This window comes from Promicromonospora panici, from assembly GCF_900608595.1.
GTDB classification, from domain to species: domain Bacteria; phylum Actinomycetota; class Actinomycetes; order Actinomycetales; family Cellulomonadaceae; genus Promicromonospora; species Promicromonospora panici.
Window position 1 is genome coordinate 13760 of sequence record NZ_UWYY01000002.1, and the last position, 21310, is coordinate 35069.

The window sequence follows — 21310 nt, forward strand, 5'->3', positions numbered from 1 at the left end:
ACTTCCTGACCGTTTCAGGCGCAACGATCCCGCTCACAACCAAGATCATGGCTGGGTCCAGAAGCGGTATTCCGTGGAGCGCTCCTTGGCCGCCTCGATCTGCTCCCGGACGCGGGCCGGGGCGGTGCCGCCTATCGCATCGCGCGAGGCCAGCGAGCCCTCTACCGAGAGCACACCACGGACCTCGGGCGTGAGGTGCTCCGAGATCTTGGCGAGGTCGTCGTCGGACAGGTCCCACAGCTCGATGCCACGCGCCTCGCACTCCTGCACGCAGGAGCCCGCCACCTCGTGCGCCACGCGGAACGGGACGCCCTGCCGGACGAGCCACTCCGCGATGTCGGTCGCGAGCGAGAAGCCCTGCGGGGCGAGCTCGGCCAGGCGGTCCGTGTCGAACACCATGGTCCGCACCATGCCGCTGAACGCGGGCAGCACCGTCGTCAGCGTCGCCACCTGGTCGAACACCGGCTCCTTGTCCTCCTGCAGGTCGCGGTTGTACGCGAGCGGGAGGCCCTTGAGCGTGGTGAGCAGCCCCGTGAGGTCGCCGATCACGCGACCGGCCTTGCCGCGGGCGAGCTCGGCGATGTCCGGGTTCTTCTTCTGCGGCATGATCGACGAGCCCGTGGAGTACGCGTCGTCAAGGCGGACGAACCCGAACTCCTTCGTGTTCCAGAGGATGATCTCCTCCGCGAACCGCGAGAGGTCGACGGCGATCATCGCCGCGACGAACGCGAACTCCGCCGCGACGTCGCGCGAGGCGGTCCCGTCGATCGAGTTCTCGACCGGCCCGCCCTCCAGGCCCAGGTCCGCGGCCACGGCGGCCGGGTCCAGGCCGAGCGACGAGCCCGCGAGCGCCCCGGAGCCGTACGGGGACTTCGAGGCCCGGACGTCCCAGTCGAGGAAACGGTCGACGTCGCGCAGCAGCGGCCAGGCGTGCGCGAGCAGGTGGTGCGCCAGGAGGACGGGCTGGGCGTGCTGCAGGTGGGTGCGCCCCGGCATGGGCGCGTCACCCGCGGCTTCCGCCTGGGTGATCAGCTCGTCCACGAGGTCGAGGACCTGCGCGCCGATGGTGCGGGCCTGGTCGCGCAGGTAGAGCCGCACGAGCGTGGCGATCTGGTCGTTGCGGGACCGGCCGGCTCGCAGCTTGCCGCCCAGCTCGTCCCCGGCCCGCTCCAGCAGGCCACGTTCCAGCGCGGTGTGCACGTCCTCGTCGTCCAGCACCGGGAGGAAGGCGCCCGAGGCGACGTCCTGCTCCAGCATGTCCAGCGCGTCGATCATCCGGGCGAGCTCCGGCTCGGTGAGCAGGCCGGCGCCCGCCAGGACCCGGGCGTGCGCCTTCGAGCCGGCGATGTCGTAGGGCGCGAGCTTCCAGTCGAAGTGCGTCGACTGCGACAGCGCCGCCAGCTCGGGCGCGGGGCCGCCGGCGAACCGGCCGCCCCAGAGGGCGACCTTCTCACCGGAGTGCGCCCCGACGGTGCCGGACGCCCGTTGCCCGATGTCGCTGCCCGCGCCGTCGGGCCCCGCGCCGTCGGGCTCCGTGCCGTCGTTCTCCGTCACAGTGCCCCGACCCCCAGGTCCACGCCGTTGCCGAACTTCTCGTCGCGCGCGGCGGCGAGCTTCGCGGTGAGGCCGTAGATCTCGATGAAGCCGCGAGCCTGCGACTGGTCGAACGCGTCGCCCTCGTCGTAGGTGGCCAGGTTGAAGTCGTAGAGCGACTGCTCCGAGCGGCGCCCGGTCACGGTGGCCCGGCCGCCGTGCAGCACCATGCGGATCTCGCCCGACACGTACTTCTGCGTGTCGTCGATGAACACGTCCAGCGACTTCTTCAGCGGCGAGAACCACATGCCGTCGTAGACGAGCTCGCTCCAGCGCTGCTCCACCTGCCGCTTGAAGCGCGCCTGCTCGCGCTCGATCGTCACGTTCTCCAGCTCCTGGTGCGCGGCGATGAGCGCGATGGCGCCGGGCGCCTCGTAGATCTCACGGGACTTGATGCCCACGAGCCGGTCCTCGACGATGTCGATGCGACCGATGCCCTGCGCGCCGGCGCGGCGGTTCATCTCCTGGATAGCCTGCAGCGGGGTCACGGTGACGCCGTCGATCGCTACGGGGACACCCTGCTCGAAGGTGAGGATGACCTCGTCCGCCACCGGCGGGAACGTCGGGTCGTCGGTGTACGAGTAGACGTCCTTGGTGGGCTCGTTCCAGATGTCCTCGAGGAAGCCGGTCTCCACGGCGCGGCCCCACACGTTCTGGTCGATCGAGAACGGGTTCTTCTTGGTGGTCGCGATCGGCAGGTCGTGCTTCTCGGCGTAGTCGATGGCCTTCTCGCGGGTCAGCGCGAGGTCGCGCACGGGCGCGATCGACTTCAGGTCGGGGGCCAGCGAGGTGGTGGCCACCTCGAACCGGACCTGGTCGTTGCCCTTGCCGGTGCAACCATGCGCCACGGTCGTGGCGCCGAACTGGCGGGCCGCACGCACCATGTGCTTCACGATGACGGGGCGCGAGATGGCGGAGACCAGCGGGTAGCGGTCGAGGTACATGCCGTTGGCCCGCAGCGCGGGCATGCAGTACTCCGCGGCGAACTCGTCGCGCGCGTCGGCGATGTAGGCCTCGACGGCGCCGCAGTCCAGCGCGCGCTTGCGGATGACGTTCATGTCCTCGCCACCCTGGCCGACGTCGACGGCCACGGCGACCACCTCGGCCCCGGTGGCCTCGGCGATCCAGCCGATGGCGACGGAGGTGTCCAGGCCTCCCGAGTAGGCGAGCACGACGCGTTCAGTCATGATTGACGATCTCTTTCCGGTGGTGGTGTTCAGGTGCGATTGTGGTGTGTTTTCAGGCGCTCAGCGCGAGGAAGCGTCCCGCCAGCGCGGCGCCGTCGGCGTCCCGCGCTATGACGAGGATCGTGTCGTCCCCGGCGATCGTGCCGAGCATTCCGGGAAACACCGAGTGGTCGATCGCCGAGGCCAGCAGGTTCGCTGCCCCCGGCGGGGTTCGGAGCACCACGAGGTTGCCCGACGACTCGGCCGAGACCAGCAGCTCCTTGGCGAGCCGGGCCAGCCGTGCGGACAGGTACTCCTCGCTGGCGTCCGACTGCGCGCTGCGGTCTCCGCCCTCGCCCGGCACGGCGTAGACCAGCGTCCCGTCCGAGCCGCGCACCTTCTCGGCCTGGAGCTCGATGAGGTCGCGCGACAGGGTGCCCTGCGTGACGCTCACGCCGTCCGCCGCCAGGGCGTCGGCGAGCTCCGCCTGCGAGTGGATGGCGTTGCGCGTCACGATCTCGGTGATCCGGGCGTGCCGCGCTGCCTTCGTCGTGGCGGTCGTCGCGGTCTGTTTGGTGACCATCAGCCCTGCTCCAGCAGCCAGGCCAGCAGCGCCTTCTGCGCGTGCAGGCGGTTCTCGGCCTCGTCCCAGACCACGGACTGCGGGCCGTCGATGACCTCCGCGGTGATCTCCTTGCCGCGGTAGGCCGGCAGGCAGTGCAGCACCAGCGCATCCGGGGCAGCGGCCGCGAGCAGCTCCGCGTTCAGCTGGAAGTCCCAGAACGGCTTGGCCCGCTCCTCGGCCTCGGCCTCGTCGCCCATCGACACCCAGGTATCGGTGGCCACGACGTCGGCTCCGGTCACGGCCTCCTTGGCCGACGTCGTCACGGTCACCGAGCCCTCCGTCCGCGCGGCGATCTCGTGCGCCCGGGCAACGATCGCGGCGTCGGGCAGGAAGCCCTCCGGGCCAGCGACCCGCACGTGCATGCCCGCCGTGACGCAGCCGAGCAGGTACGAGTTGGCCATGTTGTTGGCGGCGTCGCCCACGTACGCGAACGTGGTGCCCGGCAGGGCGTCGAGCCCGCGGTGCTGCGCCACCGTGAGCAGGTCGGCGAGGATCTGGCACGGGTGGAAGTCGTCGGTCAGCGCGTTGATGACCGGCACGCGCGAGACGGCGGCCATCTCCTCGATGCGGTCCTGCCCGAACGTGCGCCACACGATGGCGGCGACCTGCCGGTCGAGCACCCGCGTGGTGTCGGCGATGGACTCACGCACGCCGATCTTCGCCAGGTTGCCGTCCACGATCAGCGGGAATCCGCCGAGCTCGGCGATGCCCGCCGCAAACGACACCTGGGTGCGCAGCGTCGGCTTGTCCGTGATGAAGGCGACGGCGCGCGGGCCCTCCAACGGGCGGCGGCCGTCCTGCGACAGGCTGAGGTACCGGTCCTCGCGCAGGGCGAGCCCGAGCTCCAGGACTGCCTTCTGCTCGGCCGGCGTCAGGTCGTCGTCGCGCAGGAAGTGGCGGGTCATGCGAGATCCTCCGGAAGGGTTGCGAAGAAGCGGGCGGCCTCCGTGGCCTGCTCCGCGGTCAGGATCAGGGGTGGGGCGAGCCGGATCGCGTCGGGCGCCACAGCGTTCACGATGAACCCGGCCTCCAGCGCCGCCGCGGCCACCCGCGCCGCCACCGGCTCGTTGAGCACGACGGCGAGCAGCAGCCCGCGCCCGCGGACCTCCTTGACGAGCGGGCTGCCGCACATCTCGATCTCCTGGCGCAGCAGCGCGCCGACCTCCCGCACGTTCGCCAGCAGGCCGTCCCGCTCGATCACGCCGATCGTCGCGAGCGCCGCCGCCGCGGCGACGGGGTTGCCGCCGAACGTGCTGCCGTGCTGACCGCGGCCCAGCAGGCGTGCCGCGTCGCCGTACGCGATCACGGCGCCCACGGGGAAACCGCCGCCGAGGCCCTTGGCCACCGTGACGACGTCGGGCACGATGCCGCCGCCGACCTCCGGCTGCTGGTAGGCGAACCACGAGCCGCACCGGCCCATGCCGGTCTGGACCTCGTCCAGCACGAGCAGCGCGCCGTGGGCCGTGGTCAGGCGGCGGGCGGCCGCGAGGTAGCCGGGCGGCAGGGAGCGCACCCCAGCCTCGCCCTGCACGGGCTCGACCACCAGGGCCGCGACCTCACCGCGCTCGGCGATCGCCTGCGGCGTGAACGCGGCGTCCAGGGCCGCGAGGTCGCCGAACGGGAGGTGCTCGACGCCGCCTGGGAGCGGCTCGAACGGCTCCCGGTAGGCGGCCTTCGCGGTCAGCGCGAGGGCGCCCATCGACCGGCCGTGGAAGCCGCCCTCCAGGGCGAGCACCCGCGTACGCGTCCCCACGCCGGACGACGTCGCGACCCGGCGCGTCATCTTGAACGCCGCCTCGACCGCCTCGGTGCCCGAGTTGGTGAGGAACACGCGCGACCCGTCGGGCGCCTCGGCGGCCCGGAGCAGCGTCTCGGCCAGCGCGATCTGGGCGGGCGTGCCGAAGAAGTTCGAGACGTGCCCCAGCGTGCCGAGCTGGGCGCTGACCGCGGCCGTGAGCGTCGGGTGGGCGTGGCCCAGCGCGTTCACGGCGATGCCCGCGAGCAGGTCGAGGTAGCGCTTGCCGTCCGCGTCCCAGACGTGCGCGCCCTCGCCGCGGACCAGCACGCGCTGCGGCGGGCCGAACGTGTCCATCACCGCGCCCGAGTACCGCTCGGTCCAGGCGGCGACCGAGCCGTTCGTGGTCAGGGCCGAACCCTCGGCGGGGATCACCGTGCTCATGCTGCGTCACCTTCCTTCGCCGGAACCACCATCGTCCCGTTGCCCCGCGTGGTGAAGACCTCCAGCAGCACGCTGTGCGGCTGGCGGCCGTCGATGACCGTCGCGGCGGCCACGCCGCCCTCGACGGCACGCAGGCACGCCTCCATCTTCGGCACCATCCCGGATTCCAAGGTGGGCAGGAGCTCGGACAGCTCGGGCGCCGTGATCCGCTCCACGAGCGAGTCCCGGTCGGGCCAGGAGGTGTACAGCCCCTCGACGTCCGTCAGGACGATGAGCTTCTTGGCGCCCAGCGCCACCGCGAGCGCCGAGGCCGCCGTGTCGGCGTTGACGTTCAGCACCTGGGTCGGGTCGTCCTTGTCGGGCGCGATCGTGGACACCACTGGGATCCGGCCGGCCTCCAGCAGGTCCTCCACGGCGCGCGGGTCCACCTGGACGACGTCGCCCACGAGGCCGACGTCGACGAGCTCGCCCTGGACGACGGCGTGGCGGCGCTCGGCGCCGAGCAGGCCGCCGTCCTCCCCCGAGAGGCCGACGGCGACCGGGCCGTGCGCGTTGATCAGGCCCACCAGCTCGCGGCTGACCTGACCGGTCAGGACCATGCGCACCACCTCCATCGCCTCCGGCGTGGTGACGCGCAGGCCGCCCTTGAACTCCGAGGCGATGCCGAGGCGGTCGAGCATGACGTTGATCTGCGGTCCCCCGCCGTGCACGACGACGGGCCGCAGGCCGACCTGCCGCAGGAACACCATGTCCTGGGCGAACGCGGCCTTGAGCTCGGCATCGAGCATCGCATTGCCGCCGTACTTGACGACGACGAGCGCGCCCGAGAACTCCTGCAGCCACGGGAGGGCCTCGATCAGCACCTCGGCCTTCTGGTCGGCGCGCAGGTCGGTGCGGGTGTCGAACTCGAAGTCCTCCTCGGTCCCCTTCATGAGCTGTACGCGCTGTTCTCGTGGACGTAGTCGTGCGTCAGGTCGTTGGTCCAGAGCGTGATCTCGGCGTCGCCGGCGTGCAGGTCGACGGTGATCGTGACCTCCCGCGCCGCGGCCATGTCGACCTTCTCGCGCGGCTCGTAGGCGCCGCCCGCCTTGCAGACCATGACGCCGTTGACACTTACGTCGAGCTCGGCGGGATCGTACGGCGCGACCTCCTCGGGCACGGTGCCGACCTGGGACAGGATGCGGCCCCAGTTGGGGTCGTTGCCGAAGATCGCGGCCTTGACCAGGTTGGACCGGCTCACGGCGCGCGCGACGGCGAGCGCCGCATCCTCGGTCGTGGCGTTCGTGACGGTGATGGCGATGTCGTGGGACGCGCCCTCGGCGTCGGCCACGAGCCGGCGGGCCAGGTCCGCGCAGATCGCCGTGACGGCCTCGGTGAGCACGTCGAGGTCCGGAGTGACGGCCGAGGCGCCCGAGGCCATCAGGACCACGGTGTCCGAGGTGGACATGGCGCCGTCGGAGTCGACGCGGTCGAAGGTGACCCTGGTGGCGGCGCGCAGGGCGGCGTCGGCGCCGGCTGCCGGGACGACGGCGTCCGTGGTGATCACGCACAGCATGGTCGCCAACGCGGGCGCGAGCATGCCGGCGCCCTTGGCCATGCCGCCCACGGTGAAGGTGCCCGACGGCGTCTCGACCGTGCGGACCGCCGTCTTGGCCACGGTGTCGGTGGTCATGATCGCGGTGGCCGCCGCCGTGCCTGCGGCGGCGTCGGCCGCGAGCGCGCCGACCGCGACGGGGATGCCGGCCAGCAGCTTGTCCGCGGCCAGGCGCACGCCGATCAGGCCGGTGGAGCCCACAAGAACGTCGATGGCGCCGATCCCGAGCTCGTCGGCGACCTTCTCGGCGGTGGCGTGCGCGTCCTGGAACCCACCTGGCCCGGTGCACACGTTGGCGCCCCCGGAGTTGAGCACGACGGCGCGCGCGACGCCGTCCTTGACCGCCTGTCGCGACCACATGACGGGCGCGCCGACCACACGGTTGCTCGTGAACACCGCGGCGGCGGTGTGCTCGGGCCCGTCGTTGACGACGAGGGCCAGGTCCGGCGTGCCCGATGCCTTCAGGCCGGCCGTGATCCCGGCCGCCCGGAACCCTGCTGCCGCGGTGACGCCCGCTGCGGGGTCGGTCATGGTGCGACTCCTTCGGTGATGAGGCCGGCGGTCTCCCGCAAGCCGAGGGCGAGGTTCATGGACTGGACCGCGGCGCCCGCCGTGCCCTTGACGAGGTTGTCGATGGCCGTGACCGTGACGACCCGGCGCGCCGCGGCGTCGACGGCGACCTGCACGCACGCGGTGTTGGCGCCGAGCGTCATCGCGGTGCTGGGCCACTGGCCCTCCGGGAGCAGGTGCACGAACGGCTCGTCCGCGTATGCCGCCTCCCAGGCGGCGCGGACCTGCTCCGGGTCGACTCCCTTGGCCAGCCGGGCGGTCGCCGTGGCGAGGATGCCGCGCGACATCGGCACGAGGGTGGGCGTGAAGCTGACCGTCACCTGTTCCGCGCCGGCGACCCGCAGGTTCTGCCGGATCTCCGGGATGTGCCGGTGGGTGCCGCCCACGGCGTACGGCTGCGCGGCGCCCAGCGCCTCGCTCGCCAGGAGGTGCGGCTTGAGCGCCTTGCCCGCGCCGGAGTACCCGTTGGCCAGCACGGCGACGATGTCGCCGGTCTCGACCACGCCCGCCGCGACGCCGGGCTGCAGGCCCAGGGTCACGGCCGTGACGTTGCAGCCCGGCACCGCGATGCGGCGCGCGCCGGCCAGCTTGTCGCGCTGGCGCGCGGCGGTGGCGACGTCGGCCCCCGGCGCCTCGGCGTGGATGAGCTCGGGCAGTCCGTAGGGCCAGGTCCCGGCGTGCGTGGAGCCGTAGAACTGCTCCCAGTCGCTCGCGGACTCCAGCCGGTGGTCGGCCCCGAGGTCCACGACGAGGACGTCGTCCGGCAGCTGGGCCGCCACCTGGCCCGACGCGCCGTGCGGCAGGGCGAGCAGCACGACGTCGTGCCCGCGCAGCGCGTCCGCGGTGGTGGGCTCCAGGATGCGGTGCGCGAGGCCGCGCAGGTGCGGCTGGACCTCGCCGAGGCTCGACCCGGCGTTCGAGTGCGCGGTGAGCGTGCCGATCTCGACGAAGGGGTGGGCCGCCAGGAGGCGGAGGGCCTCCCCGCCCGCATAGCCGGACGCGCCGGCGACGGCGACTCGGATGAGCTGGCTGCTGGACATATTCGGTAGCATACATACTTATGCAGGAGGACGAAACCCGATGCCCGTCACACCCGGGTCCCGCGCACCACCGGCCGACATAGGCTCGGTGCATGCACGCAGTCGTAGCCCGCCAGGCGGGCGGCCCCGAGGTCCTGTCGTACACCGAGCTCCCCGACCCGACCCCTCGTCCGGGTCAGCTCCTGGTCCGCGTCGCGGCGGCGGGTGTGAACTTCATCGACACCTATCGCCGCGCCGGCGTCTACCCCATGGAGTACCCGCACGTGGTGGGTGCGGAGGGGGCGGGCATCGTGGAGGCGCTCGGCGAGGAGGTGACCGGCTTCGCGGTCGGCGACCGCGTGGCCTGGCACAGCGGGCCCGGCTCGTACGCGGAACTGGTGGCCGTGGACGCCGCCGGCGTCGTCCCCGTGCCGCGCGGGCTGGACCTCACCATCGCCGCCGCCCTGCCGCTGCAGGGCATCACCGCGCACTACCTCGTGCGGTCCACGTTCGAGGTCGGGCCGGGGCACGACATCCTGCTGCACGCGGGCGCTGGCGGCGTCGGCCTGCTGGCGACCCAGCTCGCCGTCGCGCGCGGCGGCCGGGTGCTGACCACGGTCTCGACGCCCGAGAAGGCGGCACTGTCGTCCGCGGCCGGCGCCGCGCACACCATCAACTACGCCGAGCTGGCCGACATCACGACCGAGCTGCCGGCGCTCGTGCGCGAGCTCACCGACGGCCAGGGCGTGCACGTCGTGTACGACGGCGTGGGCAAGACCACCTTCGAGGCGTCCCTCGCCTCCCTACGGCCGCGCGGGATGCTGGTGCTGTTCGGCGGCGCGTCCGGCCAGGTGCCGCCGTTCGACCCGCAGCGGCTCAACAAGGCGGGCTCCCTGTTCCTCACCCGGCCGACCATCACGCACCACACGCTGACCCGCAGCGAGCTCGAGTGGCGCACCTCCGAGGTACTCGGGTCCGCCGCGTCGGGCGACCTGGACGTACGCGTCGGGGCCACCTACTCGCTGTCGGACGCCGCCGCGGCGCACCAGGCGCTGGAGTCCCGGGCGACCACGGGCAAGGTCCTGCTCATCCCCTGACCACCCAGCCCCGTTGAGTGCTGGACATTCGCCCCGCCACGGCCGGAAAGAAGGCGAATCTCCAGCACTCAACGAAGCCGGAGGTTGCGGGTGGGGTGCCTGCGCCGATATCTTGACGTCAAGATACTCGACGTCGAGGAGCGGTCATGGCGGACTGGAGTCCCAGCGCATACCTGCGGTACACGGACGAGCGGTCGCGCCCGTTCACCGAGCTGGTCGCCCGGGTTCCCGGGACGCCCGCCACCATCGTCGACCTCGGGTGCGGGCCGGGCCACCTCACCGCCGTGCTCCGCGCACGCTGGCCCGAGGCCCGCGTGACCGGGATCGACGCCTCCCCCGCCATGATCGAACGGGCCCGGGCGGCGGACCCGGACACGGAGTACGCGCTCGCCGACCTCAGCACCGACGACCACACCGCCGACCTCGTCGTCAGCAACGCCGCGCTCCAGTGGGTGCCGGAGCATCGCGACCTGCTGCCGGCGCTCGCCGACCGGGCGGCGCAGGTCTTCGCCTTCCAGGTACCGGGCAACCACGACGCGCCCAGTCACGTGCTGCTGCGGGAGGTCGCCGCCCGCGAGCCGTACGCCGACGCCGTCGGGCCGGTCGAACGCCGGGCGACGGCCGATCCGGCCGAGTACGTGGAGATCCTGGCCCGGCCGGGCTGGGCCGTGGACGCGTGGGAGACCACCTACACGCACCTGCTGCACGGGCCGGACCCGGTGCTGCGGTGGATCTCGGCGACGGGTGCCCAGCCCACGCTCCAGGCGCTGGAGGCCAAGGACCCCGCGCTGCGTGCCCGGTTCGAGGAGGAGTTCGGCGCTGCGCTGCGCGAGGCCTACCCGGAGCGGGCCTACGGGACGCCGCTGGCGTTCCGCCGGGTGTTCGTGGTGGCGGCGCGGGCCTGAGCCGGGTCCGGCCCGGAGCCATGGGCTACGGCTTCACCCGTGCCTTCAGGCCGGCGAGCTCGGCGTCGACGTACTGCCGCGTGCGGCCCATGGTCAGCCTGCCGAGCAGCCACGCCAGGCCCCCGGTCTGCGTGATCGCGAGGGTCACCCGGGAGCGGCCGTCGGGCAGAGGCTCCACCAGGTGCTCGGCCTGCGTGGTCACGCCGGCGGACTCGCTGATCCACGCGAAGTGCCGCGGCGGGTCCCACTCGTCGACCAGCCAGATCGCGAGCGGCATCTTCGGCTGCTCGATCCGCACCTGGGTTCCGACGTCCGGCGGGTTGGGCCCGTCGATGATCTCCACCGAGGTCATGGACGGCGTCCAGTCGGGCATGTGCTCGACGTCGGACAGGACGGTCCAGACGGCCTCCGGCAAGGCGTCGATCTCGGTGGACGTGCTGTAGTTCGGCATGCGTGCTCCCTGTCATCAGAGTTGTCGCCGACCGGCGTCACAACCCATAGTCTCGGCCCACGGGCGCAGTTCGCGACGTGACGACACACGTCCGGCGCACGTCCGGCGCGGCGGAACGAGCGCCACCGAGGCGCTACAGCTCCAGGATCGTCTTGATCCCGCCGGTATCGCCCACGAATGCCGTGGCGGCGTCCTCGAGCGGCACCCGGTCGGTCACGATGCGCGCCAGCCAGCTGGTGTCCGCCCGGGACAGCGACTCCGCGCCGGTCCGGTAGTGCGTCAGGTTGGCGTTCACGGAGCCGATCACCGCGTCGTTCTCCAGCACGATCTCCCGGTTCAGAGCGCCGGCGTCGAACTCGAGCCGCCGCCCCGCGGACGTCACCCCCGTGAGACAGGTGACGCCGTAGCTCCCGGTCGCGGAGAGGGCGTCGAGCACCACCTGGTTCGCGCCGGTCGCCTCGATCACGATGTCGGGGCGCAGGGCTCCAGCCACGTTCGCGACGGGCTCGGTGTGGTACTCGGCGCCCAGGTCAGCGACCAGCTGCGGCTTCGGGCCGTCGGGGACCCGGTCGAGCACGTGCACCTCCAGTCCGCGCTGGACGCCGATCATCGCGGCCAGCAGGCCGATCGGGCCGGCCCCGGTCACGAGCGCCACCTTCGGCTCGAACCACGCCCGCTGCCCGACCAGCTCGATCTGTTCCCACGCCTTGGCGACGACGGTGGTCGGCTCGAGCAGCATGCCGACGTCTTCGAGCGACGGGTCGAGGCGGACCGCGTAGTCCGTCTCGACGGTCCACCGCTCGGAGGCGAACCCGTCGATCGACTTGATGCCCCGCTCGGTGTACTCACCGTTGCGGCACATGTCGAACTGGCCCCGTGCACACGCCCCGCACGGCTCGGGATCCGGCCGACGGACGACGCCCACCACCAGGTCACCCGGCGCGAAGCCGGAGCCGTCGGGGGCCGATCGCACCCGCCCGAGCGACTCGTGCCCGAGCACCAGCCGCTCGCGGCCGGGAGGGGCCCAGCCGTACTCGCCGGCGGCGATCTCCCGGTCCGTGCCGCAGACGCCGACGGCGAGACCGTCGACCAGGAGCTCACCGTCGGCGGGCACCGGCTCGTCGACATCGGTGACCGCCAGGGAGCCGGGGCTGCGCGGGACCACTGTCAGGGCACGCATCAGGCGATCTCCTCGGCCCCGTGCTTGGCGGCGGCGTGCTCGACCACGCCCGCCTCGACGTCGCGGGCGGTCACGCCGTGGCCGAGCCGCAGCGCGCTGTTGACCAGGCCGAGGTGGCTGAACGCCTGCGGGGTGTTGCCGAGGTGACGGCCCGTGACCACGTCGTACTCCTCGCTCAGCAGCCCCAGGTCGTTGCGCAGCGCGAGCAGCCGCTCGAACAGCTCGACCGCCTCCTGGACCCGTCCGATCCCGTGCAGCGCGTCGACCAGCCAGAAGTTGCAGACCAGGAACGTCGCCTCCGCGCCGGGCAGGCCGTCGACCCTGCCGTCGAGGTGGGTGTGGTAGCGCAGCAGCAGCCCGTCCTGAGAGAGCTCGCGCTGTACCGCCTCGACGGTGCCGACGACGCGGGGATCGTCCCAGGGCAGGAAGCCGACCTGCCCGATCAGCAGCAGCGCGGCGTCGAGTCCTTCCGACCCGTAGAACTGGGTGAACGTGTTCCGGACGGGGTCGTACCCGTGCGTGCACACGTCCTCATGGATCCGGTCACGGATGGCCTTCCACCGCTCGACGGGCTCGTCCACCAGGCCGCCCTCCTCGACGGCGCGCACCGCTCGGTCGAAGCCGGCCCAGGCCATGACCCGCGAGTGGACGAACGCGCGTTTCGGACCGCGCACCTCCCAGAGCCCGTTGTCGAGGTCGTCCCAGTGCTCCTCGAGGTGGTCCAGGAGCGCCTTCTGCACGCGCCAGGCCTCCGGGTCGGTCTCCAGACCCGCCGTGCGCGCCAGGTGCAGGGCGTCGAGCGTCTCGCCCCAGACGTCGATCTGGAGCTGGCCGACCGCGCCGTTCCCGATCCGAACCGGACCGGAGCCCTCGTAGCCGGGCAGCCAGTCGATCGTGTACTCCGGCAGGCGCCGTCGGCCGTCCAGCCCGTACATGATCTGCAGGTCCGCCGGGTCGCCCGCGACGGCGCGCAGGAGCCACGCCCGCCAGGCGCGCGCCTCGTCGATGAACCCGGTGCCGACCAGGGCCTGCAAAGTGAACGCGGCGTCGCGCAGCCAGCAGTACCGATAGTCCCAGTTGCGCGCGCCGCCGAGCTCCTCGGGGAGCGACGTCGTGGCGGCGGCGATGATGGCCCCGGTCGGGGCGTAGGTCAGTGCCTTCAGGGTGATCAGGGACCGGTGCACGGCGTCGGCCCACGGGCCCTCGTAGCTGGACCCTGCGACCCACGACCGCCAGAACTCCTCGGTCTCGCGCAACGCGTCCTCCGCGTGGACCGGCAGCATCGTGGCGAGGTGGGACGCGTGGTACGTCAGCACGAACGACACGCGGTCGCCCGCGCCGACGGTGAAGCGAGCGTGGAGGGCCGAGCCGGCGGCCACCCCCTCGTGCGTGATCTCGACACCCGCGTCCAGGCGAACGGAGTCCGGTCCCGCGACGGCACGTAGGGCGCCGCCCTCCGGCATCACCCAGGGCACGACGTGCCCGTAGTCGAACCTGAGGCGCAGCTCGGTGGTCATGGGGACGTCGCCGCTGATTCCCTCGACGATCCGGACGAGATCGGCCTGGTCGCCGCGCGGCGGCATGAAGTCGGTCACCCGGACCGTGCCTTCGGGCAGGTCCCACTCCGTCTCCAGGATCAGGGTGCCGTCCCGGTAGCGACGACTGGTGCACTCTCCGCCTGAGACGGGTCCCAGGCGCCACGACCCGTGCTCCTCGCCGCCCAGCAGGGCCGCGAAGCATGCCGGGGAGTCGAAGCGCGGCAGGCACATCCAGTCGATCGAGCCGTCCCGACCGATCAGAGCAGCGGTCTGCAGATCGCCGACAATTCCGTAATCTTCGATTCGGAGCGTCATCGCTCCCCAGACTAGGTTCGGCCCGCCTTCCTCACCAGACGACCGCACGTATCAGGCGCCCAGGTCACTCCGGTGACCTGGGCGCCTGATACGTGCGTGGCTATGCCGGCCGGGTCAGAAGGACGAGGCGTCCGCCGCGTACACCCAGCGGTAGCCCGGGTACTCGCCGAGCGACCACAGGTAGTCGCGGCCCGGGTCGTAGGACAGGTCCTCCGCGCCCACGGTCAGTGCGTTGCCGTGCCGCACCATGGCGCCCGACGGAGCGACGAACGTGTGCAGGTCGCCGTCCGAGTTCGGGTTCGAGTGGTCCGACCCGTCGCTCTGCGAGAAGTAGAACTTCCCGTTGATGGCCGTCGAGCCCTGCACGCTCTCGAGGTCGGTCCGGTAAGCCTCCGTCGCCTTGATGATCCCGTCCGACGCCGGCTTGAGGTACCGGTTCGTGTAGTCGATCGGGACCCGGATCGTCCGCACCTGGGCGCCCGCCTCGATGTCGGCGGCGCTTCGGTACTCGCTCACGATCACCGAGTCGGGCGTGCTCGTCCGGTCGAGCGCGACCGACGAGTGCTGCAGCTGGGCGTAGCCTCCGGCCGTCGAGTCGGTGAACTTCGCCGTCTGCGGCAGCACGTACTTGTAGTCGAACGCGTGGTACGAGCCGTCGGACTGACGCCCGACGGCCGACGAGTTGCCCGTCGACACCTGCCACAGGTGGTCGAGGTCGAACACGCGAAAACCACCGCTCGTGTCCGCCACGTACAGCAGGTTGCCGTACCACATGAGGCCGCCGGCGTGGATGTTGACCGGCCGGAACGACGGTGCGCTCGTGGTCCCGCTCGGCTCGACCAGCAGGATGTGCCGGTACGGCGGCGCGGACGCGCTCGCGGACAGGTTGGACACGCTGATGCGGACGCCCTTGTCTATACCGTCCTCGGCGTGGTCGTACCAGCTCACGAGGTTGATGCGCTTGCCGTCGTACGTTCCCTCGCCGTATGCGTCGGAGCTGGTGGTGATGCCCTGCGGGTACCAGGCCTCGGTGGTCTGGTCGCCCGAGTTCCAGCAGTAGTACGCGGTGCGGTTCGTGACCGACGGCGCGCTGCCGCAGCTCGGGGTGCGGTTGGCGTCGTCGGCCACCGCTCCCATGGTCACGTTCGGCAGCGCCGAGTCCAGCGCACCGACGAGGGACGACGACGTCTGCGACAGCGTGTAGCGGAAGTTGCTCGCGGTGAGCGGTGTCGCGGCGGCCGCGATCGACGGCTCCGCCTGGTCGCTCGCGGCCTCCGTGGCGACGGCCTGGCCCGTTGACGCGAGCAGGGCGCACAGTCCGAAGCTCGCGATCGCGAGCGCGGGGCGACGATGACGCATGGTGGTCTCCTTGCATGAGGGGACGGTTGCTTGCACACCGTAGGGAGTGCCCGTCCCGTATGCCAGTACCCCCAGGATGAACGGCCCGTGTCCGCCGGTCGCGTCGGCGTGCCCGGCCGAGCGGCCAGGCACGCCGACGAAGCCGCTGGTCAGCGCTTGGTGAGGGAGTCCGCCAGCGGGTCGCGGCGGCCGGCGGGGAGCACCCGGAGCCGGCGGGCCGTCGCCGCCGCGCCCTCCTGCGCGACGTCGGCCGCCAGCGCCTTGAGCGACTCCGGGGTGTCGTGCGTGACCCGCAGGAACCACCCCGAGCAGGCGTCGAGCTCGCCGGCCGCAATCGCGTTCACGACGTCGGTCACCCGCTCGACCGGGGTCCACTGGGTGCGGCCCTCGTGCAGGGTCATGCCCGTCGACATGTCGGTCCGCACGACGCCCGGCGCGAGCTCGAAGATGCGGATCCCGTGCCGGAAGCCGTCGCCGTGGAGGTTGGCGCCCATGCGCGTCAGCGCGGTCTTGCTCGCGTTGTAGGCGGAGTAGCCCCCGCGCATCTCGTGCGAGCTCGCTCCCGAGGCCAGGTCGATGATCCGGCCTCCGCCGCGCTCGATCATGCCCGGCACGGCGTAGCGGCTGAACAGGAACGGCGCGCGCACGTTGGTCTCGAACACGGACCACCACTCGTCGGGATCGGCCTCCCACAGGGGGTGCTCGTTCTCGATGGCGCCCGCGTTGTTGACCAGCAGGTCGATCGACCCGAGCGCCTCCTCGGCCTGCTCGACGGCGGCGCGCACCGCCGCCGGGTCCGACACGTCGGCGGTCAGCTCCACCGCCGTCGTACCCAGCGCCCGGACCTCCGCGGCGACTGCCGCGAGCCGTTCCGCGTCTCGCGCGAGCAGGGCAACATCCAGCCCTGCTCGCGCGAGACCCAGTGCGATCTCCCTGCCGATGCCGCGCGAGGCGCCCGTGACGAGCGCCGTACGGGCCGACGGGGTCTCCACGGGGCCGGCCTCGGAAACCGACTCAGCCACGCAGCACCGCCCCGATCTTCGTGGCGGCCGACTCCACGACGGCGTCGCGCACCGCGCGGACCTCCTTCGCGGACAGCGTCCGGTCCGCGGCCCGCAGGCGAAGCGAGTACGCGAGGGACTTCTTGCCCTCGCCCACCTGCTCACCCGTGAAGACGTCGAACAGCGCCACGTCCTCGAGCAGCTCACCGGCGCCCGCCACGATCGCCGACCGCACAGCCTCGGCGGGCACGTCACCGTCGACCACGAAGGCGAAGTCCTCCTTGGCCGCCGGGAACGCCGACACGGGCGTCGCGACCACGGGCTCGCCCGACGCCGCATCGACCAGGACGCTCAGGTCCACCTCGAACGCCGCGGCGCGGGCAGGCAGCCCCAGCGTCTCGACGACCTTGGGGTGCAGCTCGCCGGCGTGACCGACGACGGTTCCGTCCGTGAGCTCCAGCCGCGCACAGCGCCCCGGGTGCCATGGCATCCGGTCGGGATCCGGGACGACCACTACCTCGGCCTGGGCACGCTCGGCCACCAGGCGGGCCGCCGCGAGGGCGTCCTCCCAGCCGGCCGCGCGGCCCGCACCCCACCAGCCGGCGAGCTCACGCTTGCCGGTCAGCACGCCGGCCACCCGGCGCGGCTGGTCCGGGACCGCGGCCGCGAGCGCGGCGAGCTGCTCGTCGGTGGGACGCACCCCGCCGGGCAGCGAGGGCGCCGCGGGTGCGTCCGCCGCCGGAAGGGTGACGAGGCCGATCTCGTACACCGCCAGGTCGCTCAGGCCGCGCGACACGTTGCGCCGCACGGTGTCGAGCAGGGTGACCAGCAGGTTCGACCGCAGCAGCGGCTTGTCGTCGGCCATCGGGTTGAGGAGGCGGAGCGAGCCGCGGCGCGGGTCGTCGGCGGGCAGACCGAGCGCGTCGTACTCTGCGGCCCCCACGAACGGGTAGCTGAGCGTCTCGACGAAGCCGTCCTCGGCCAGCGCGCGGGCGACCGAGCGGCGCGTGCGCTGCTCGGTCGTGAGGCCGCGGCCGCCCAGGGCAGCCGGGAGCACCGAAGGCACCTGGTCGTAGCCCTGGATGCGCACGACCTCCTCGACCAGGTCCGCGGGTTCGGTCAGGTCGGGACGCCAGGTCGGCGGCGTGACGACGAGGACCTCGACGGGCTCGGCCACCGAGGACGACTCGACCGTCGCGCCGATCTCCTCGAGGGTGCTCCGCACCTGCTCGGGGGTGTACTCGACGCCCGAGAGCCGAGTGGGCTCGGTGACCTTGAGCAGGATCGGCTTCTGCGGGCCCGCCTCGGCGATGGTGTCGAGGTCGCTCACCGCGGCGTCAGCGGTGCCGCCACCCAGCTCGACCAGGAGGTCCACGACGCGCTGCGCCGCGACCGGGGGCAGGAGCGGGTCGACGCCGCGCTCGAACCGCTTGGCGGCCTCGCTCGGCAGCTTGTGCCGGCGGGCCGTGCGGGCGACCGTGATCTGGTCGAAGTGCGCCGCCTCGACGAGCACGTCCGTCGTCGCGTCGCTGACCTCGGACGACGCTCCGCCCATGACCCCGGCTAGACCGAGCACGCGGCTGCCCGCGCCCTTGGGCGAGTCGGTGATCAGGAGATCCTCGGTGTCGAGCGCGCGGTCGGCGTCGTCCAGCGTGGTGAGGCGCTCGCCGTCGGTGGCCCGGCGGACCACTATCGGGGCCGAGACCTTGGCGAGGTCGTAGGCGTGCAGCGGCTGCCCGAGGTCGAGCATCACGTAGTTCGTGACGTCGACCGCAAGCGAGATCGACCGCATGCCGGAGCCCTCGAGGCGGTGCTTCATCCACTCGGGTGTGGGCGCGGTCGGGTCGATGCCGCGCACGATGCGCGTCACGAAGCGGTCGCAGCCCACCACGCCGTTGATCGGCGCGTCGTCCTGCACCAGCACCTCGAACCCGTCCGGCGTGGCGGAGGGCTCGGCACCCGTGGCCAGGCCGCGGTCCGTGAACTTCGCACCCGTGGAGTGGGCGTACTCGCGCGCCACGCCGCGGTAGCTGAACGCGTACCCGCGGTCCGGGGTCACGTTGATCTCCAGGACCTCCTCACCGAGACCGAGGAGCGCGATGGCGTCCTGGCCGGGGGTGAGGTCCTCGGCGGCGAAGCCCATGTCCCGGGGCAGCACGATGATGCCGTGCGCACCGTCATCGCCCAGGCCGAGCTCGGCGGTGGAGCAGATCATGCCGTCGGACACGTGCCCGTAGGTCTTGCGGGCGGCGATGGGGAACGGCCCGGGCAGCACGGTGCCGGGCAGCGCGACGGCCACGAGGTCGCCGGGCGCGAAGTTGTGCGCGCCGCACACGATGCCGCGGGACCCCTCGATGTTGTGCTCCGGGCCGACGTCGACCTGGCACCAGTTGATCGTCTTGCCGTTCTTCTGCGGCTCGGGGTGCATCTCGAGCACGCGGCCGACCACGAGAGGGCCGGTCACGGCCGCCCCGTGGATCGCCTCTTCTTCCAGGCCCACCTTGACGAGGTCGGCCGCGAGCTGCTCGGCGGTGAGGTCCGCGGGCACCTCGACGTGGTCCGCGAGCCAGTCCTTCACGATGAGGGGCACTTCAGATCTCCGTCCCGAACTGGGTGGAGAAGCGCACGTCGCCCTCCACTATGTCGTGCATGTCCGCGATCGAGTGGCGCAGCATGAGCGTGCGTTCGATGCCCATGCCGAACGCGAAGCCCGAGTACTCCTCCGGGTCGACTCCCGCTGCCCGCAGCACGTTCGGGTTGACCATGCCGCAGCCGCCCCACTCGATCCAGCCCGCGCCGCCCTTCTTCTGCGGGAACCACAGGTCCATCTCGGCTGACGGTTCCGTGAACGGGAAGAACGCCGGGCGCAAGCGGGTCTTCGCCTCGGGCCCGAACATCGCCCTGGCGAACGCGTCCAGCGTGCCCACGAGGTTCGCCATCGTCAGGCCCTTGTCGACCGCGAGTCCCTCGACCTGGTGGAACACCGGAGTATGGGTCTGATCCAGCGCGTCGGTGCGGAACGTCTTGCCGGGGCACGCGATGTACAGGGGCACGCCGCGCTCCAGCAGGGAGCGCGCCTGGACCGGCGACGTGTGGGTGCGCAGCACGAGGTTCGACTCGCTGTCGCCGTCCCCGGCCACGTAGAACGTGTCCTGCATCTGGCGTGCCGGGTGGTCCGGGCCGAAGTTCAGCGCATCGAAGTTGAACCACTCCGCCTCGACCTCGGGGCCGTCGGCGATCTCCCAGCCGAGGCCTACGAAGAAGTCGGCGACGCGCTCCTGGACCAGCTCGATCGGGTGGCGAGCGCCCACCGTCGCGCGCTGGACCGGGAGGGTGACGTCTACCGCCTCCTCCGCGAGCACTCGCGCATCACGCTCGGCCTCGAGCTCCGTCTGACGGGCGGCGATCGCCTGGTTGATCTGACCGCGACGCGGGCCGACGAGCTTGCCGGCCTTCGCCTTGTCCGGACCGGGCAGGGCGCCTATCCCCCGGTTGGCGAGGGCCAGGGAGCTGCGGTCTCCCGTGTGCTGGGTACGGACAGCCTTCAGCGCGTCGAGGTCGCCGGCCTTGGCGATGTCGTCGAGGGCGGCCTTGACCGCGGCGTCGAGTGCCGCCTCGTCGAGCGGATCGATGGGTGCCTTCTCATCGGGCGTGGACATGCTTGCCTTCCTGGCGGATTCGGGAGCCGACTCCGTCCCTGCGTGGGGACGCCGTGCCGGCATGTGAAGTCTAGGTGCCCGCCAGGGCTCAGGACGCGTTGTCCACAGGGCAGTTCAGTGCCCGCGCGCAGCGCTCGCCGCACGGCCCGTAGCGGGCCGCATAAATCGGCGGGTCAATGGCTGCATATCGCCATCATTCCATGCCTGCGCGAGAGTGAGCAACGTGAATCACCCTGTGGAACGGTGTGCGCTTGGCACACTTTTTCGAGCATGTCAGAGGGTCGGCGTAGGTTGCAACACATGTTCGAAGCGCTTCGGACGAACCTGTCTCCACGGCCGGGGCGGCCCTGGCCCCGGTCGTGGGGACGGACCTTCTGCGGTGGGCTGCCGTCGGCCGATCAACCCACGCCGATCAACCCTCGAGCGCCCAGGTCTGCACGATCTCGTAGCGCGGGCCGCCCTGGGCGCCCTCCCCGGGGTGGGACTCCACGAGCGCGAACGAGTCCGCGGTCCAGTCGGGTCCGGCATACACGGACAGGGCCTGGGCAGCGGGCTCCAGCGGCGACCGCGGCCCACCTACCGTGCGCTTCCCCCAGCGGTCTCGCCCTCGCGGCGGCCGCACCTGGCCGGCCCGGGCGTGCGCGACGGTGACGTGGGCACGGTGCGGCTTGACGTCTTCCGGGACCTCGCGCGGCGAGGCGACCAGGCAGTCGGTCGCCAGGTCCTTCAGCGCGCGCGTCCCGCCGTCGACCCCGATCCACAGGACGCGCGCGCCGAACGACCCGGCGCCACGCAGCCGCAGGTCGATCGGCCCGTGCTTGCGCGCGACGTCGGACAGCTCCTCGCACAGCTCCGGGACCGTCCCCTCTGGGAGGTCCGCGTAGAACGCGAGCGTGATGTGCAGGTTCTCCCGGGGAACCCAGCGCGGAGAGGCCGGTACGCCGTCGACGGCGAGTCCGAGATGGTCCTTGACACTCGTGGGCGGGATGACCGCCGTAAATAGCCGCACATTACGATCCTAAGCACGCCGCGACCCGCTCGACACGGCATTTGTCAACA

Annotated in this window: 18 protein-coding genes; 2 read left to right on the forward strand and 16 right to left on the reverse strand. The window is 72.1% G+C overall.

What is annotated here, in order from left to right; all coding sequences use genetic code 11:
* Nucleotides 1-45 precede the first annotated feature (45 nt).
* From argH to argC, 8 genes are read right to left on the reverse strand one after another with little or no spacing between them, the layout of a single operon-like run.
* Nucleotides 46-1494 (reverse strand): argininosuccinate lyase, encoded by a 1449-nt coding sequence (gene argH / locus EW117_RS01940; protein ID WP_129783722.1) that lies wholly within the window; start codon nucleotides 1492-1494, stop codon nucleotides 46-48.
* A 56-nt stretch (nucleotides 1495-1550) separates the two neighbouring features.
* Nucleotides 1551-2780: an argininosuccinate synthase gene (locus EW117_RS01945; RefSeq protein ID WP_129783158.1), complete on the reverse strand. Its 1230-nt coding sequence runs from the start codon at nucleotides 2778-2780 to the stop codon at nucleotides 1551-1553.
* Between the two features lie 52 nt (nucleotides 2781-2832).
* The gene (locus tag EW117_RS01950) at nucleotides 2833-3342 is read right to left on the reverse strand and encodes an arginine repressor (RefSeq protein WP_129783160.1); all 510 of its coding nucleotides are present in this window, start codon (nucleotides 3340-3342) and stop codon (nucleotides 2833-2835) included.
* The gene (gene argF / locus EW117_RS01955) at nucleotides 3342-4289 is read right to left on the reverse strand and encodes an ornithine carbamoyltransferase (RefSeq protein ID WP_129783162.1); all 948 of its coding nucleotides are present in this window, start codon (nucleotides 4287-4289) and stop codon (nucleotides 3342-3344) included. Before argF ends, EW117_RS01950 begins: the two co-directional genes overlap by 1 nt.
* A complete protein-coding gene (locus EW117_RS01960; protein ID WP_129783164.1) occupies nucleotides 4286-5563 on the reverse strand; it encodes an acetylornithine transaminase in 1278 nt (425 codons plus the stop codon). The genes argF and EW117_RS01960 overlap by 4 nt, the downstream gene beginning before the upstream one ends.
* Nucleotides 5560-6495, reverse strand: a complete 936-nt coding sequence (argB, locus tag EW117_RS01965; protein WP_129783166.1) for an acetylglutamate kinase — start codon at nucleotides 6493-6495, stop codon at nucleotides 5560-5562. The genes EW117_RS01960 and argB overlap by 4 nt, the downstream gene beginning before the upstream one ends.
* Nucleotides 6492-7688 (reverse strand): bifunctional glutamate N-acetyltransferase/amino-acid acetyltransferase ArgJ, encoded by a 1197-nt coding sequence (argJ, locus tag EW117_RS01970; protein WP_129783168.1) that lies wholly within the window; start codon nucleotides 7686-7688, stop codon nucleotides 6492-6494. Before argJ ends, argB begins: the two co-directional genes overlap by 4 nt.
* Nucleotides 7685-8767, reverse strand: a complete 1083-nt coding sequence (argC, locus tag EW117_RS01975; protein WP_129783170.1) for an N-acetyl-gamma-glutamyl-phosphate reductase — start codon at nucleotides 8765-8767, stop codon at nucleotides 7685-7687. Before argC ends, argJ begins: the two co-directional genes overlap by 4 nt.
* Nucleotides 8768-8859: 92 nt before the next feature.
* Between argC and EW117_RS01980 the strand changes: the two genes are divergently transcribed.
* Both EW117_RS01980 and EW117_RS01985 read left to right on the forward strand, forming a co-directional pair.
* Nucleotides 8860-9843: a quinone oxidoreductase family protein gene (locus EW117_RS01980; RefSeq protein WP_129783172.1), complete on the forward strand. Its 984-nt coding sequence runs from the start codon at nucleotides 8860-8862 to the stop codon at nucleotides 9841-9843.
* 146 nt (nucleotides 9844-9989) lie between these two features.
* Nucleotides 9990-10748 (forward strand): methyltransferase domain-containing protein, encoded by a 759-nt coding sequence (locus EW117_RS01985; protein WP_129783174.1) that lies wholly within the window; start codon nucleotides 9990-9992, stop codon nucleotides 10746-10748.
* A gap of 25 nt (nucleotides 10749-10773) precedes the next feature.
* Here the strand turns inward: EW117_RS01985 and EW117_RS01990 are convergent, their stop codons facing one another.
* The 8 genes from EW117_RS01990 to thpR all read right to left on the reverse strand — a co-directional run bounded on the left by EW117_RS01990 (nucleotide 10774) and on the right by thpR (nucleotide 21260).
* Entirely contained in the window at nucleotides 10774-11199 is a 426-nt protein-coding gene (locus EW117_RS01990; protein ID WP_129783176.1) for an SRPBCC family protein, read from the reverse strand.
* A gap of 133 nt (nucleotides 11200-11332) precedes the next feature.
* Nucleotides 11333-12379, reverse strand: a complete 1047-nt coding sequence (locus EW117_RS01995; protein WP_129783178.1) for a glucose 1-dehydrogenase — start codon at nucleotides 12377-12379, stop codon at nucleotides 11333-11335.
* Entirely contained in the window at nucleotides 12379-14232 is a 1854-nt protein-coding gene (locus EW117_RS02000; protein WP_129783180.1) for a glycoside hydrolase family 15 protein, read from the reverse strand. The genes EW117_RS01995 and EW117_RS02000 overlap by 1 nt, the downstream gene beginning before the upstream one ends.
* A 114-nt stretch (nucleotides 14233-14346) precedes the next feature.
* Nucleotides 14347-15591, reverse strand: a complete 1245-nt coding sequence (locus EW117_RS02005; protein ID WP_242504032.1) for a hypothetical protein — start codon at nucleotides 15589-15591, stop codon at nucleotides 14347-14349.
* A 149-nt stretch (nucleotides 15592-15740) separates the two neighbouring features.
* The gene (locus EW117_RS02010; RefSeq protein WP_129783182.1) at nucleotides 15741-16613 is read right to left on the reverse strand and encodes an SDR family NAD(P)-dependent oxidoreductase; all 873 of its coding nucleotides are present in this window, start codon (nucleotides 16611-16613) and stop codon (nucleotides 15741-15743) included.
* On the reverse strand, nucleotides 16606-19182 hold the full coding sequence (gene pheT, locus EW117_RS02015) for a phenylalanine--tRNA ligase subunit beta (RefSeq protein WP_129783184.1): 2577 nt from the start codon (nucleotides 19180-19182) through the stop codon (nucleotides 16606-16608). The genes EW117_RS02010 and pheT overlap by 8 nt, the downstream gene beginning before the upstream one ends.
* Nucleotide 19183: 1 nt before the next feature.
* Nucleotides 19184-20251 carry a phenylalanine--tRNA ligase subunit alpha gene (pheS, locus tag EW117_RS02020; RefSeq protein WP_129783186.1) on the reverse strand — a complete coding sequence of 356 codons (1068 nt, stop codon included), beginning with the start codon at nucleotides 20249-20251 and terminating at the stop codon, nucleotides 19184-19186.
* A gap of 412 nt (nucleotides 20252-20663) precedes the next feature.
* Nucleotides 20664-21260 (reverse strand): RNA 2',3'-cyclic phosphodiesterase, encoded by a 597-nt coding sequence (gene thpR / locus EW117_RS02025; protein ID WP_129783188.1) that lies wholly within the window; start codon nucleotides 21258-21260, stop codon nucleotides 20664-20666.
* Between the last annotated feature and the right edge of the window lie 50 nt (nucleotides 21261-21310).